Source organism: Microbacterium sp. MDV22-iso44 (assembly GCF_058629135.1).
Map to the genome: position 1 here is coordinate 419,000 of NZ_JBZVWS010000001.1, position 14,919 is coordinate 433,918.

13 protein-coding genes and 1 tRNA gene are annotated in these 14,919 nt (G+C 68.9%); 10 read left to right on the forward strand and 4 right to left on the reverse strand.

Features of this window, described 5'->3' with window-relative positions; translation table 11 throughout:
- Nucleotides 1–47 precede the first annotated feature (47 nt).
- Nucleotides 48–1,496: a pyruvate kinase gene (gene pyk, locus AC4NN1_RS02075; RefSeq protein ID WP_020097281.1), complete on the forward strand. Its 1,449-nt coding sequence runs from the start codon at nucleotides 48–50 to the stop codon at nucleotides 1,494–1,496.
- Between the two features lie 53 nt (nucleotides 1,497–1,549).
- Here pyk and AC4NN1_RS02080 read toward each other — a convergent pair.
- Nucleotides 1,550–1,635 (reverse strand) — tRNA-Leu (locus AC4NN1_RS02080).
- 57 nt (nucleotides 1,636–1,692) lie between these two features.
- On the opposite strand from AC4NN1_RS02080, the gene AC4NN1_RS02085 reads away from it, so the two are divergent.
- Together AC4NN1_RS02085 and AC4NN1_RS02090 are read left to right on the forward strand one after the other, a co-directional pair.
- Nucleotides 1,693–2,316, forward strand: coding sequence for an ANTAR domain-containing response regulator (locus tag AC4NN1_RS02085; RefSeq protein WP_018186777.1), 624 nt, complete (start codon nucleotides 1,693–1,695; stop codon nucleotides 2,314–2,316).
- 10 nt (nucleotides 2,317–2,326) lie between these two features.
- Nucleotides 2,327–2,839, forward strand: a complete 513-nt coding sequence (locus tag AC4NN1_RS02090; protein WP_018186778.1) for a GNAT family N-acetyltransferase — start codon at nucleotides 2,327–2,329, stop codon at nucleotides 2,837–2,839.
- 5 nt (nucleotides 2,840–2,844) lie between these two features.
- Here AC4NN1_RS02090 and AC4NN1_RS02095 read toward each other — a convergent pair whose 3' ends face one another.
- The gene (locus AC4NN1_RS02095; RefSeq protein WP_020097280.1) at nucleotides 2,845–3,276 is read right to left on the reverse strand and encodes a hotdog fold thioesterase; all 432 of its coding nucleotides are present in this window, start codon (nucleotides 3,274–3,276) and stop codon (nucleotides 2,845–2,847) included.
- A gap of 83 nt (nucleotides 3,277–3,359) precedes the next feature.
- Between AC4NN1_RS02095 and polA the strand changes: the two genes are divergently transcribed.
- From polA to AC4NN1_RS02125, 6 genes are all read left to right on the forward strand, one after another.
- Nucleotides 3,360–5,987 (forward strand): DNA polymerase I, encoded by a 2,628-nt coding sequence (polA, locus tag AC4NN1_RS02100; RefSeq protein WP_020097279.1) that lies wholly within the window; start codon nucleotides 3,360–3,362, stop codon nucleotides 5,985–5,987.
- A gap of 32 nt (nucleotides 5,988–6,019) precedes the next feature.
- A complete protein-coding gene (locus tag AC4NN1_RS02105; RefSeq protein ID WP_018186781.1) occupies nucleotides 6,020–7,696 on the forward strand; it encodes a DUF885 domain-containing protein in 1,677 nt (558 codons plus the stop codon).
- 84 nt (nucleotides 7,697–7,780) lie between these two features.
- On the forward strand, nucleotides 7,781–8,812 hold the full coding sequence (locus tag AC4NN1_RS02110; protein WP_363458912.1) for an LLM class flavin-dependent oxidoreductase: 1,032 nt from the start codon (nucleotides 7,781–7,783) through the stop codon (nucleotides 8,810–8,812).
- A 34-nt stretch (nucleotides 8,813–8,846) separates the two neighbouring features.
- Nucleotides 8,847–10,196: an MFS transporter gene (locus AC4NN1_RS02115; RefSeq protein ID WP_491954422.1), complete on the forward strand. Its 1,350-nt coding sequence runs from the start codon at nucleotides 8,847–8,849 to the stop codon at nucleotides 10,194–10,196.
- A gap of 29 nt (nucleotides 10,197–10,225) precedes the next feature.
- A complete protein-coding gene (locus AC4NN1_RS02120) occupies nucleotides 10,226–10,996 on the forward strand; it encodes an SGNH/GDSL hydrolase family protein (protein ID WP_491954423.1) in 771 nt (256 codons plus the stop codon).
- Nucleotides 10,997–11,078: 82 nt separating this feature from the next.
- Nucleotides 11,079–11,336, forward strand: a complete 258-nt coding sequence (locus tag AC4NN1_RS02125; RefSeq protein ID WP_018186785.1) for a DUF6458 family protein — start codon at nucleotides 11,079–11,081, stop codon at nucleotides 11,334–11,336.
- A gap of 57 nt (nucleotides 11,337–11,393) precedes the next feature.
- On the opposite strand, the gene AC4NN1_RS02130 is transcribed toward AC4NN1_RS02125, so the two are convergent.
- Nucleotides 11,394–12,716: an MFS transporter gene (locus AC4NN1_RS02130; RefSeq protein WP_491954424.1), complete on the reverse strand. Its 1,323-nt coding sequence runs from the start codon at nucleotides 12,714–12,716 to the stop codon at nucleotides 11,394–11,396.
- A gap of 64 nt (nucleotides 12,717–12,780) precedes the next feature.
- On the opposite strand from AC4NN1_RS02130, the gene AC4NN1_RS02135 reads away from it, so the two are divergent.
- The gene (locus AC4NN1_RS02135) at nucleotides 12,781–13,083 is read left to right on the forward strand and encodes a DUF427 domain-containing protein (protein ID WP_018186787.1); all 303 of its coding nucleotides are present in this window, start codon (nucleotides 12,781–12,783) and stop codon (nucleotides 13,081–13,083) included.
- Here AC4NN1_RS02135 and AC4NN1_RS02140 read toward each other — a convergent pair whose 3' ends face one another.
- Nucleotides 13,084–14,787, reverse strand: coding sequence for a glycoside hydrolase family 35 protein (locus AC4NN1_RS02140; RefSeq protein WP_491954425.1), 1,704 nt, complete (start codon nucleotides 14,785–14,787; stop codon nucleotides 13,084–13,086). It lies immediately after the preceding gene.
- Nucleotides 14,788–14,919: the final 132 nt, after the last annotated feature.

The following is a 14,919-nucleotide window of genomic DNA, read 5'->3' on the forward strand; positions in this document are numbered from 1 at the left end:
TGAGACCGTTCCCAACTCCCGAATCACTACCCGACGGAGCAATTTCTGTGAGACGCGCGAAGATCGTCGCCACTCTGGGTCCCGCCACCGAAAGCTACGAGATGGTCCGTGCCATCATCGACGCCGGTGTGGACGTGACCCGCTTCAACCTCAGCCACGGCGACTACGCCGACCACGACGCCCGCCTGGCGAACGTGCGCAAGGCGGCGGATGACGCCGGCCGTGCCGTCGCCGTCCTCGTCGACCTGCAGGGCCCCAAGATCCGGCTCGGCCGGTTCGCCGAAGGCCCGCACTTCCTCGCCGTCGGCGACGTCTTCAAGATCACGACCGAAGACATCTCCGGCACGAAGGACATCGTCGGCACGACGTTCAAGGGCCTGCCCGAAGACGTCAACAAGGGCGACTTCCTCCTGATCGACGACGGCAAGGTCCGCGTCCAGGTCACCGGTGTCGAGGGTCCGGTCGTCACGACCGAGGTCATCGTCGCGGGCTACGTGTCGAACAACAAGGGCATCAACCTGCCCGGCGTCGCCGTCAACGTCCCCGCGCTGTCCGACAAGGACGAGGCCGACCTCCGCTGGGGCCTGCGCGCCGGCGCCGACATCATCGCGCTGTCCTTCGTGCGCAACGCCGCCGATGTCACCCGCGTGCACGAGATCATGGCGGAGGAGGGCCGCAAGGTCCCCGTCATCGCCAAGATCGAGAAGCCGCAGGCCGTCGACGCCCTCGAGGAGATCATCGACGCCTTCGACGGCATCATGGTCGCCCGCGGCGACCTCGGCGTCGAGCTGCCCCTCGAGGCCGTGCCGATCGTCCAGAAGCGCGCCGTCGAGCTCTGCCGCCGCATGGCCAAGCCCGTCATCGTCGCGACGCAGATGCTCGAGACGATGATCGAGAACCCGGTTCCCACGCGCGCCGAGACGAGCGACGTCGCCAACGCCGTCCTCGACGGTGCGGACGCGGTCATGCTCTCGGGCGAGACGAGCGTCGGCAAGCACCCCGTCGGCGTCGTCGAGACGATGGCCCGCATCATCGACGCGACCGAGACGCACGGTCTCGAGCGCATCCCCCCGCTCACGGCCAAGCCCCGCACGCAGGGTGGCATCATCACCCTCGCCGCGAACGAGGTCGCCGAGTTCGTCGAGGCCAAGTACATCTGCCTCTTCACCGAGTCGGGAGACACGGCGCGTCGCATGTCGCGCCTGCGCCCCGGCATCCCGATGCTCGCCTTCACCATCGAGCCCGCGATCCGTCGCCGGATGGCGATGACGTGGGGCATCCAGTCGGCGCTCGTCGACCACGTCGCCCACACCGACCTCATGTTCCTGCAGGTGGACGACTACTTCCTGTCGCGCGGCCTGCTCGAAGAGGGCGACAAGGTCGTCGTGATCTCCGGGTCCCCTCCCGGAATCATCGGTGCGACCAACGACATCCGCATCCACAAGATCGGTGACGCCGTGCACGGCAAGGCCCCGATCTACAAGGCCGAGAGCTGATCCCTCGCCTGTGATGCACGAAACGGCGCCCCCTCGGGGGCGCCGTTTCGCTGTGGTGCCGGTGGTGGGAGTCGAACCCACACGCCCTTTCGGGCAACCGAGTTTGAGTCGGTCGCGTCTGCCATTCCGCCACACCGGCGCGCGCCTGATCGACGATACCGCAGGATGCGGGTGCGCCCTGGCCTAGGATGGACGAGTGACTGAGCAGGAACCCTCCCTCGCCCCCCAGGCAGCTCCCACCCCGCGACGCGTCGTCGTCGCGGAGGATGAGTCGCTGATCCGCCTCGACATCGTCGAGATCCTGCGCGACAGCGGCTTCGATGTGGTCGGCGAGGCGGGCGACGGCGAGACCGCCGTCCAGCTGGCCACCGAGCTCCGTCCCGACCTCGTCATCATGGATGTGAAGATGCCCATCCTCGACGGCATCAGCGCCGCCGAGAAGCTGAGCAAGAACCACGTCGCCCCCGTCGTCCTCCTCACCGCGTTCAGCCAGAAGGAGCTCGTCGAGCGGGCGAGCGAGGCCGGTGCGCTGGCCTACGTCGTGAAGCCCTTCACCCCGAACGACCTCCTGCCGGCGATCGAAATCGCCCTCGCGCGCTACGAGCAGATCATCACGCTCGAAGCCGAAGTCGCCGACATGGTCGAGCGCTTCGAGACCCGCAAGCTCGTCGACCGGGCCAAGGGCCTGCTCAACGAGAAGATGGGTCTGTCCGAGCCCGAGGCGTTCCGCTGGATCCAGAAGGCATCCATGGATCGTCGCCTCACGATGCAGGATGTCGCCAAGGCCATCATCGAGCAGCTGGCTCCCAAGAAGGCCTGACGCCTTCGTCATGATCGACGAACTCGACGTCCCCGTCACCCTCGCATCGCGAAACGGATCGGTGCGACTACGGGGTGCGTCGCAGGACGACCTCGATGCGATCGTGGCGCTGCTGTCGGACGACCCGGTCAGCGCCGGTCGCGGAGATGTGGCGGCCGCGGAGGACCGGGGCCTCTACCTCCGCGGATTGCTGCGCACCCTGGACTCGGAGAGCAACGACGTGCTGGTCGTCGAGAGCGACGACCGCGTCGTCGGGACGATGCAGCTCACCGTCATCCCCGGGATGGCGCGTCGCGGCAGCACGAGGCTCCTCGTCGAAGCTGTCCGAGTCGCGAGCGCCGAGCGTTCAGCGGGGATCGGCGCCGCGATGATGACGTGGGTCGCCGACGTCGCCGCTCCTGCCGTCGGAGCATCCGTCGTGCAGTTGACGTCGGATGCCGCGCGCACCGACGCCCACCGGTTCTACACGCGCCTGGGGTTCGTCGACTCGCACGTCGGCTTCAAGCTCGCCGTCCCGCGCTGAGCGGATCAGGATGCCGGCAGGTCCCGCACCATGTTGGTGATCCGGACCGTCGAGCACCGGCGACCCTGATCGTCGGAGACGACGATCTCGTGGACCGTGAGGCTCCGGCCGAGGTGCAGGGGGGTGCAGACCCCCGTCACCCATCCTTCGGTCGCCGAACGGGTGTGCGTCGCATTGATGTCGATGCCCACCGCGAGACGGCCGGGACCTGCGTGGAGGTTGGCGTGCATCGACCCGAGCGACTCGCCGAGGACCACGTAGGCGCCGCCGTGCAGGAGGCCGACCGGCTGCGTGTTGCCGGCCACCGGCATCCGCGCCACGGCCCGCTCAGGCGAGAACTCGGTGAACTCCATGCCCATCTTCTCGGCGAGGGCTCCCATGCCCCGGCTCGTGACCCATTCGAGCGCGTCGGAGGGGAAGGACGCGGACTCGGGCATGGCGATTCACCTCGTGGATCGAGCGGTGCCGACGGGGCAACGCGGGGGAAGTCGATGTCGCGGGCCCGAACTAGGCTGGTCGGGTGAGCGACTCCGGAAAGCCTACTCTGCTCGTCGTCGACGGCCACTCGCTGGCCTACCGGGCGTTCTACGCCCTTCCCGTCGACAACTTCTCGACGAAGGACGGGCAGCACACCAACGGGATCTACGGCTTCCTCTCGATGTTCGTGAACCTCGTCAAGGCAGAGAAGCCGACGCACCTGGCCGTCGCCTTCGACACGTCGCGGCAGTCGTTCCGCACGCGCGTCTACGAGGAGTACAAGGCCAACCGCTCCGAGTCGCCCGCCGAGTTCAAGGGGCAGATCCCGCTGCTGCAGGACTGCCTCGCCGCCATGGGCGTGCCGGTGCTGACGAAGGAGGACTTCGAGGCCGACGACATCCTGGCGACCCTCGCGACGCAGGGCGTCGAGAGCGGCTACCAGGTGCTCGTGTGCTCCGGCGACCGTGACACGATCCAGCTGGTGACCGAGGACGTCACGCTCCTCTACCCGAGCGTCCAGGGCGTCTCGCAGCTGAAGCGCTACACCCCCGACGCGGTCGTCGAGAAGTACGGCCTCCCGCCCGAGAACTACCCGGACATCGCCGCGCTGGTGGGCGAGACGAGCGACAACCTGCCCGGCGTCCCGAAGGTGGGGGAGAAGACCGCGGTCAAGTGGATCACCCAGTTCGGTTCGCTCGATGCGCTCCTCGAGCGCGCCGATGAGATCAAGGGTGTCGTCGGCGGAAACCTCCGCGAGCACCTCGACGACGTCCGTCGCAACCGTCAGCTCAACCGCCTTCTGCGCGACGTCGAACTCGAGTACGCGCCCGAGGACCTCGTCATCCGCCCGCTCGACACCCAGGCGGTCCGCGACATCTTCGCTCGTCTGGAGTTCCGCACCCTTCTGCCGCGGGTGTTCGAAGCATTCGACGCGACCGACGAGCCGCCCGCGCCCGAGGTCTCGGCGCCCGAACCGCAGCAGACGGATGCCGCGACCCTGGCTGTGTGGCTGACGCAGCAGACGGGCGAACTGGCCCTGACGGTCACCGTCGCCGGCGGTCTTCCGACGCGCCTCGGCGTCGCGACGTCCGACACGGTCCACGAGGTCGACTGGGACGAGAGCGCCCGCGAGGCGCTCGCCCCGTGGCTCGGGAGCGACGCCGCGAAGATCATGACCGACGCGAAGCCGCAGGTGAAGGCCCTCCGCCGCGCCGGCGTTCGGCTGAGCGGGCTGACGTTCGACGTCCTGCTCGCGGGATGGCTGCTGCGTCCGAGCCTGCCCGACAAGACCCTCGCCGACCTCGTCGACCGCTACCTCGACGAGAAGCTGCCCGAAGCCGACCCGTCCCAGCTGGTCCCCGAGACCGAGGGCGCGACGCCGGGTCAGCTCGCCTGGTTCGCCCTGCGGGTGGCCGAGGCTGAACGGGCGGAGCTCCCGGCATCCGTCGGCGCCGTCCTGACCGATATCGAGCTCCCGTCCCTCGACGCCCTCGCCGACATGGAGCTCGCGGGGGTCTCGGTCTCGCGCGACAAGCTCTCGGGCTTCTCGGGCGAGCTGGCCGCACGAGCCGACGCGATCGCGCAGGAGGCATACGGCATCATCGGGCGCGAGGTGAACCTCGGCTCGCCCAAGCAGCTGCAGGAGGTGCTCTTCGACCAGCTGGAGCTGCCGAAGACCCGCAAGACGAAGACGGGGTACTCGACGGATGCCGCGGTCCTCGCCGACCTTCAGGAATCCCACCCGCATCCGTTCCTGGGGCTTCTCCTCCAGCACCGTGAGGCGTCGAAGCTCCGCCAGATCATCGAGTCGCTGACGGTCGGCATCGCCGACGACGGCCGTATCCACACGACCTACGTGCAGACCGGCAGTCAGACGGGTCGCCTCTCGAGCACCGACCCGAACCTGCAGAACATCCCGATCCGCAACGAGGAGTCGCGCCGCATCCGCGAAGCATTCGAAGTCGGCGAGGGCTACGAGACCCTGCTGACGGCGGACTACTCGCAGATCGAGATGCGCATCATGGCGCACCTGTCGGGTGATCCGGGGCTCATCGAGGCCTTCAACTCGGGTGAGGACCTGCACCGCTTCGTCGGCGCCCGTGTGTTCGGCGTGGAGCCCGCCGAGGTGACGGCGCCGATGCGCACGAAGGTGAAGGCGATGTCGTACGGCCTCGTCTACGGGCTGAGTGCCTTCGGTCTGTCGAAGCAGCTGCGCATCGAGCAGTCCGAGGCGAAGCAGCTCATGCTCGAGTACTTCGCCCGCTTCGGTTCCGTGCGCGACTATCTGCGCTCGTCCGTCGAGCAGGCGCGGATCGACGGCTACACCGAGACGATCTTCGGACGCCGCCGACCGTTCCCCGACCTGACGAGCCCGAACCGCGTGCTCCGCGAGAACGCCGAGCGCGCGGCGCTCAACGCCCCCATCCAGGGCAGCGCGGCCGACATCATGAAGATCGCGCTCGTCGAGATCCACAGCGACCTCCGTGAGAAGGGTCTGGCGTCGCGCGTGCTTCTGCAGATCCACGACGAACTCGTCGTCGAGGTGGCGACGGGGGAGTGGGACGCAGTCGAGGAGATCGTCCGCGCCCGGATGGGGGACGCGGCGGAACTCTCCGTCCCGCTCGACGTGCAGATCGGCCGCGGCACCGACTGGGACGAAGCGGCTCACTGACGTCCGGCGGTGCGACGCTCTACGCTCGAGGGATGACCGACGCACAACGCACGCCCACTCCGATCGACACGATCGCGGACCGCTGGGTGGACACGCTGGCAGAGCTCTCACCGAGTCTCGCGACCTACATCGGACGCACCGAGCACAACGGCCGTCTCGATGACTTCTCACCGGAGGGACACGACCGCCTCGCTGCTGCGGCGGGCGAGACGCTTCGCGCCCTGCAGGCCGCGGACGCGGTCGATGACGTCGACGAGGTCACGAAGATGGACCTCTCGGCGGAGCTCGGGCTGCAGCTCGACCTGCACGCGGCGAAGTCGCACCTGCGCGACCTCAACGTGATCGCCTCGCCGTCTCAGGACATCCGCGCGGCGTTCGACCTCATGCCGACCGACACCGTCGAGGACTGGTCCGTCGTCGCCACGCGCCTCGCGGCCATCCCGACGGCGCTCGGCGGATACATCGAGACGCTCCGGCGGGGCATCGCCGAGGGTGTCGTCCCCGCGCGTCGCCAGGTCCGCGAGGTCGTGACGCAGATCGCGCGATACACGAGCGACACCGGCTTCTTCGCGACCTTCGTCGGCGATGCGGCCCCCGCCGACGGTCACCTTCCCGCCTCGCTCGCGCGCGAGCTCGCCGACAATTCGGGCGCCGCGCGTGTCGCGTACGACCAGCTCGCGGCGTTCCTCCGCGACGAACTGGCGCCAGCGGCCTCCGAGGTGGATGCCGTGGGCCGGGAGCTCTACGCGCTCCACTCGCGTCGGTTCCTCGGCGCGACGATCGACCTCGACGAGACCTACGAGTGGGGTGTCGAGGAGCTTTCGCGGATGGTCGCCGAGCAGGAGTCGATCGCGAACGAGATCCAGGCCGGTGCCAGCGTCGAGGAGGCCGTCGCCTTCCTCGAGCAGGACGAGGCGCGGAAGCTGCGCGGCACCGAGGCGCTGCAGAAGTGGATGCAGGAGACCAGCGATCGCGCCGTCGAGGAGCTCGGACGCACCCACTTCGACATCCCCGACCCGATCCGCCGCCTCGAATGCATGATCGCGCCGACGAACGAGGGCGGCATCTACTACACCGGCCCGACGGACGACTTCTCGCGGCCCGGCCGGATGTGGTGGTCGGTCCCCGAGGGCGTCGACACCTTCGACACCTGGCGCGAGCTCACGACGGTCTACCACGAGGGTGTTCCGGGGCACCACCTGCAGATCGCGCAGGCGGTCTACAACCGGACCGAGCTGAACTCGTGGCGGCGCCTGCTCGCCGGTTCCAGCGGACATGCCGAGGGGTGGGCCCTGTACGCCGAGCGACTCATGGCGGAGCTCGGGTACCTCGACGACCCCGCGGACCGCCTGGGCATGCTCGACGGACAGCGGATGCGGGCGGCCCGCGTGGTCCTCGACATCGGCGTCCATCTCGGCAAACCGCGCCTCGACGGCACCGGGACGTGGGATGCCGACTACGCTCTCGAGTTCATGCGGCGGAACGTCAACATGTCCGACGAGTTCATCCAGTTCGAGGTGAACCGCTACCTCGGGTGGCCGGGTCAGGCACCGTCGTACAAGGTCGGTCAGCGGATCTGGGAGCAGATCCGCGACGAGGCCGCTCAGCGCGGGGGTTCCGACTTCGACATCAAGAGCTTCCACATGCGAGCACTCCGCCTCGGCGGCGTCGGGCTCGACACCCTCCGTGCCGCCCTGCGCGACAGCTGACAAGACGTCGAAACTCTCCGTCGGGGGATGCCGGGAATATCCGGCATCCCCCGACGTTCATGCATGTGAATGAAAGGGGCGGACATGACCGCTGTGGAACTGGGCCTGGACACGTTCGGCGACATCACCGTCGATGAGAACGGCGACAAGGTGTCGGGCGCTCAGGCGATCCGGAATCTCATCGCGCAGGCGACTCTCGCCGACCAGGTGGGCGTCGACTTCATCGGCGTGGGGGAGCACCACCGCGCGGACTACTCCGTGTCGAGCCCCGAGATCGTCCTCGCGGCGATCGCCGCGCAGACCGAACGCATCCGCGTCGGCACCGCTGTGACCGTCCTCTCCAGCGACGATCCGGTACGCGTCTACGAGCGCTTCGCGACGCTGTCGGCGATCTCGAACGGTCGCGCTGAGGTCATCCTCGGACGCGGATCCTTCATCGAGTCCTTCCCGCTCTTCGGGTTCGACCTCTCCGACTACGAAGCCCTCTTCGAAGAGCGGCTCGAGTTGTTCTCGCTGCTCCGGACGGAGAAGCCGGTCACGTGGCAGGGATCGACCCGGGCCCCCCTCACCGACGCAGACGTCTTCCCGAAGACCGAGCACGGCTTCCGCGCCTGGGTGGGCGTGGGCGGATCGCCGGAGTCGGTCATCCGCACCGCCCGCTACGGGTACGGGCTGATGCTGGCCATCATCGGCGGCCCGGCGGCCCGCTTCCGCCCCTACGTCGACCTCTACCACCGCGCCATCGGCGAGCTCGGCACCGAGGCTCAGCCCATCGGCATCCACTCTCCGGGGTACATCGCCGACACGGACGAGCAGGCGTGGGAAGAGGCCTACCCGGGCTTCGAAGCGCAGAACAACTCGATCGGCCGCGACCGCGGCTGGCCTCCCTACAGCCGCATGCGGTTCCAGCACGAGGTCGGTCCGGAGGGTTCGATCTACGCCGGATCGCCCGAGACGGTGGCGCGCAAGATCGCCGACACCATCACGACCCTCGGCGCCTCGCGATTCGATCTCAAGTACGCCAACGGCACCCTCGGGCACGAGAAGCTGATGCGTTCGATCGAGCTCTACGGCACCAAGGTGATTCCGATGGTCCGCGAGATGCTCGGCGAGTGAGCCCGGATCGGCGCTCCCCTCGTACGATGCAGGGATGACCACGACCACGACGGGCTCCGTCGCCAGCCGGCTCGACCGTCTGCCGTTCACCCGGACCCACCTGCGTGTCCTGACCGGTTCGGGCGCCGGCTGGGCCCTGGACGCGATGGACGTCGGGCTGATCTCCTTCGTCATCGCCGCGCTGGTCAGCGAGTGGGACCTCACGCCGGCCTCGACATCGTGGATCGCCTCCGCGGGCTTCGCGGGCATGGCGATCGGCGCGACCGTCGGCGGTCTGCTCGCCGACCGCATCGGCCGTCGATCGGTCTTCGCCCTCACCCTGCTCGTCTACGGCGTCGCCACCGGCGCGAGCGCCCTCGCCGGTGGTCTCGTGGCTCTGATCGCGCTGCGGTTCCTGGTGGGACTGGGGCTCGGCGCCGAGCTGCCCGTCGCCAGCACCTACGTGAGCGAGTTCGCGCCGGCCCGGATGCGCGGGCGGATCATCGTCGTGCTCGAAGCCTTCTGGGCCGTCGGGTGGACGGCATCCGCTCTCATCGGCTACCTCGTCATCCCGTCGGTCGCCGAGGGGTGGCGCTGGGCCCTCGCGATCGGCGCCGTCCCCGCGGTCTACGCCCTCGTGGTGCGCTGGGGTCTCCCCGAGTCGCCACGCTGGCTTGCCTCCCGCGGACGGGTCTCCGACGCGGAGCGGGTCGTCTCCGACCTCGAAGCATCGCGCCCACTGTTCGGACGGACGTCGACCGACTCCGCGCTCGCCCCGGACGCCCCGGCAGCACCCGCGACGACGGTGGGGATGCGGCTGCGCGGCCTCTGGGCCCCCGACGTGCGCGTGCGCACCGCCGCACTCTGGGTCGTCTGGTTCTGCGTGAACTTCTCGTACTACGGCGCCTTCATCTGGATCCCGACGCTCCTCGTGTCGCAGGGGTTCGGTCTGGTGCGCAGTTTCGAGTTCACGCTGCTCATCACCCTGGCCCAGCTGCCCGGATACGCCGTCGCCGCGTGGCTGATCGAGAAGTGGGGGCGGCGCGCGACGCTCTCGGTGTTCCTCGCCGGTTCCGCGGTCGCCGCGATCCTGTTCGGACAGGCGACGACGGTGCCGATGATCCTCGCCACGGGGATGGCGCTGTCGTTCTTCAACCTCGGCGCCTGGGGCGCCCTCTACGCCGTGACGCCCGAGACCTACGCCACGACCCTTCGGGCGACCGGTGCCGGCTGGGCGGCGGGCATCGGCCGCATCGCCTCGATCCTCGCGCCTCCGGTCGTCCCCGCGCTCCAAGCGCTCGGCGGCATCCCGCTCGTCTTCATCGTGCTGAGTGCCTTCTTCGCGGTCGCGGCGGCCGCCGCGTGGGGGCTCGCCGAGTCGCGAGGTCGCAGCCTCGCGGACTGATCGACGGCTGCGACTCGTAGGCTGGCGGGATGTCACAGGAAGTCCGCTACGTCGCGATCGGGGATTCGTTCACGGAGGGCGTGGGTGACGAGCTGCCCGACGGGACGGTCCGAGGCTGGGCCGACCTGGTCGCGCAGGGATGGGCCGATTCGCGAGGCGAGGCGATCTCGTACGCGAACCTCGCCGTACGCGGCAAGCTCATCGGACCGATCGTCGACGAGCAGTTGGAGCGCGCCCTCGCCCTGAACCCGACGCACCTCTCGTTCAACGGCGGCGGCAACGACATGCTCCGCCCCCGCACTCCCATCGCCCGTGTCGCCGACGTCTTCTCGCAGGTGCTGCGGCGCTGCGATGAAGAGGGCGTCACGATGATCGTCCTGTCGGGGGCCAACCCGTCGGCGCAACTGCCGCTGTCGGGGCTCATCCAGCGCCGCGGCGATGAGCTGTCGCGCGCGGTGACGGAACGGATCCGCGGTCGTGATGACCTCGTCGTCGCGCTCAACTGGCCGGACGCCGAGCTCTCGGATCCCTCGTTCTGGTCGGCGGATCGTCTCCACATGAACTCCCGAGGCCACCATCGGGTCGCGGCACGCGTCCTCGAGGCCGTCGGCGAACGACCGCCCGCGCAATGGTGGCGGCTCGACGAGGCGGACTCGGCGGTGTCCCTGAGTCGCGCCCGCTACTTCCGCGAACACCTCGGCCCGTGGCTTCGGCGACGTCTCACGGGCACATCCTCCGGCGACGGCCGACCGGCCAAATACGGTGACTGGCTCACCGTCCAACCGCGAGCCACAGCCTGATTCCGCCCCCTGTCAAGGGCTATCAGGTTCCTGTCAGGGTCGGGGATGATCGGAGCACACCGCCAAGAGAGGGAGTGTGCGCATGAGCATCGGAACCGGAATCGTGCTGTTCGTCATCGGAGCCATCCTGACGTTCGCCATCGACGTCGACGTCCAGTACGTCGACCTCGACCTGATCGGCTACATCCTGATGGGCGCCGGTGTCGTCGTCTTCATCCTCGGCCTCGTGCTGATGATGCGTCGGCGTTCCAGCGAGTCCACCGTCCGAACGGTGGACCCCGTCGCGGGGGAGCGGGTCACCCGCTCCGAGACGCGGACGTCGGGAGACGGCACCGTCTGACACGCGACAGACATCGAACGACCCGTTCCTCCCGGAGCGGGTCGTTCGTCGTTCCGGTCAGACGCGCCGGCGGGGCTGGTCCATCCCGATATGGATGCGGGTGCGCCGCCGTTCGATGCTGATGAACACCGCACCGAGGACCCACAGCGGGATCTGCACGAGGAACGCGATGCGGAAGGCATCGAGTCGGTAGGTGTCGGGGGTGCCCGCTCCCTGCAGATCGAGCACGAAGCCGATCGCGAAGATCGCGAGGAGGGCGGCGAGGAAGCCACCCGCATTGGTGACCCCGGTCGCCGTGCTGAGCCGGTGCGACGGATTGTGCGTCCGAGCGTGGTCAAAGGCGATCATCGATGCCGGCCCGCCCATGGCGAGGGCGATGAGCAGGACGACGAGGAGCCAGATCGGTGAACGCCCCGGCCAGAGGATGACGGCCGACCACGCCAGCAGTTGGAACCCGACAGCGGGAAGCACGAGGGCACGCGATCTCCGGTGGGGCGCTCTCCGCGACAGCTCTCCGAGGACGGGACCGAGCGCCATCCCGGCGAAGACGTAGATCGAGGTGAGCGCGCCGGCTTGGCCCACGGTGAGCCCTTCGCCCGCGGTGAGGTACGGGAAACCCCACAGCAGGATGAACGCGGTGCCCGCGAAAGGCGTCGTGAAGTGCGACCAGAAAGCCAGTCGCGTCCCCGGGTGGGCGAGTGCTGCGCGGATGCCGACCCCGGTGTCGATCGTCGACGTCACGACGCGGATGGCGCCGGTGTCGGTGTCGACGCTGACGTCGCGCGCGAGTTCGGGCGGGCGGTTGCGGACGATCGCGGAGACGAGGATCGCGAAGAGCACGCAGAGCCCGGCGATCCCCCCGAACGTCACGCTCCAGTCCGTCGCGTGGAGGACGGCGGCGATGGGGATGACCGCGATGAGCTGACCCGCTTGCCCGAGGATGCCGGTCAACTGCACCATGAGCGGCCCGCGCTGTGCCGGGAACCACGTCGCCACCAGGCGAAGGACAGCGGGGAAGACGGCGGCATCGCCCGCTCCGAGCAGCATGCGCGCGACGATCGCCACGCCGACGCTGGGGGACAGGGCCATCGTCAGCTGGCCGGCCGCCATCAGCAGCATCCCGATCGTGATGATGGGTCGGGAGCCGTAGCGGTCGAGGAGGACGCCCACGGGGATCTGCATACCGCCGTAGACGGCGAGCTGGACCACCGCGAACAGCGACAGGGTCGCGGCATCCGCCTGGAACCGGTCGGCGGCGTCGACGCCCACCGCAGCCAGGGACGTGCGGTTGGTGACGGCCAACATGTACGCGGCGACACCGGTGCCCCAGATGAGCCAGGCCCGCAGACCCGGACCGTTCGCTCGTCCGACTGCGTCCACCCGCCCACGCTACTCTCCGCCGGGCGTACGCTGAGGCCACACCACCGGATGAGCGGAGAACGACATGAAGGCGACCATCGGCGAGACGGTCATCGCAGAGGCGAATGACGACGAGATCATCCGGATCGAAGGGAACGCCTATTTCCCGCCGGCATCCGTCAAGGAGGGCGTGCTGGTCGAGAGCCCGACGCCGTACACGTGCCCGTGGAAGGGCGAATGTCAGTACTTCCACATCGAGGCCGGTTCGGAACGCCTGTCCGACGGCGCCTGGTCGTACCCGAACCCGTACCCGTCCGCATTCGACCGTGTGGGTGCGGACTTCTCGGGCTACGTCGCCTTCGCGCCCGGGGTCACCGTCGGAGCCTGATCACTCCTCCAGCGGGCCGAGAAGGGGACGGGGAACGAACCGCGCCGTCTCGGCCAGAGGCTGTTCGAGCTCGACGACCGTCAGGGTGTTCCTTCCGGCACGGGTGACGGGCGCCGGCACGTAGAGCGTCTGCTGCGGTCCGTTGGACCAGTAGCGACCGAGCAGGAAGTCGCCGACGAAGACGTACCCCTTCCCCCACCCCGTGGTGTCGAGGTAGAGGTCGGTCACTGTCTCGAGGTCGAAAGCGCCCTCCGCCACCGACAGCTCGGGCGCCGCCGAGGCGTCCTCGAGGAGGACCGGCGTCGTCCGCCAGCCTGCGAGATCCCGGCCGTCGACGGTCACCGGACCGATGAGACCCTTCACCTCGCCCAGCCGTTCGGCGTAGTTCACACGCCCCTGCTCCTCGACCAGGATCGAGAGCGCCGAGCCCCGTGGCAGCCGGAGGGCGTGTTCGTGGCGCGTCCGCGAGAGCGATCCGATCCGGACGCCGTCGACCGAGACCCACGCCTGGTCGCGGACCTCGCCGATCGCGAGGACGCCGCCGGGAAATCCGTCCGGCAGGGCGACGTCGTAGCGGAGGAGCGTGCCGGTGTGAGCGGCATCCTCGAACGTGACCCTCCCGGGCAGTGAGCGCTGCACTCCGGCGTCGGACGTGCGGCGCGGAGTCAGGGCGACGGAGAACTCCGGACGGGGCGTCGCCGACGGCGGCACGTCGTCCGGGACGTCGGCGTACTTCGCGATCACCTCTCGGAACGCGTGGAACTTCGCCGTGGGATCGCCGGCTTCGTCGAGCGGGGCGTCGTAGTCGTAGGACGTCACGATGGGCAGGTATCGGCCCTTGTCGTTCGCGCCGTTCGTCGTCCCGAAATTCGTCCCGCCATGGAACATGTAGATGTTCACCGAGGCTCCGGCGGCCAGGAGGTCGTCCAGTTCGGCAGCGGCGGCGCCGGCATCCGTCGTGTGATGCGTGCTGCCCCACCAGTCGAACCATCCGTCCCAGAACTCCGAGCACATGAGGGGTCCCGTGGGCTGGTGCTGTCGGAGGGTCGCGAGACGTTCGCCGGCCCGTGAGCCGAACGAACCGGTCAGATGGATGCCGGGGAGCGACCCGGCCTCGAGCATGTCGGGCTCGGGCTGGTCGACCGTGGTGAGCGGCACCGTGATGCCCGCATCCCTCGTGACGCGGACCAGCTCCGCCAGGTAGTCCTTGTCCGAGCCGTAGGCACCGTACTCGTTCTCGATCTGGACGAGGACGACGTTGCCGCCGCGGTCGATCTGCCGGGGCGCGACGATGCGGTACACGCGGCGCAGGTAGGTCTCGAGCGCGGCCTGATAGGCGGCATCCGTCTGTCGCAACCGGATGCCGGGGGTCGCCGTCAGCCAGGTCGGGAGGCCCCCGTTGTGCCACTCGGCGCAGATGTACGGGCCGGGGCGGACGATGGCGTGCAGCCCTTCGGCGGCGATCAGGTCGAGGAAGCGGCCAAGGTCCAGGCCGTCCTCCTCGCTCCACTGGCCCTCGACGGGCTCGTGCGCGTTCCAGGCGACGTAGGTCTCGATCGTGTTGAGCCCCATGAGGCGTGCTTTGCGGATGCGGTCGGCCCAGTCGCCGGGATGGATCCGGAAATAGTGCATCGCGCCGGAGATGATCCGATGGGGCCGGCCGTCCAGCAGGAAGTCGCGGTCGCCGATGGCGAAAGTGCTCATGTGATCTCCGCTCGGAGCTGTTCGTCCGGGTACCCGCCTGCGTCGAGGAGGGGTGACGTGGCGCTGCGCGAACTGCTATGTTTACGCAATCATGTCGCCTCAGCGTAGCACGCGACCGGCCCCGGAGACGGG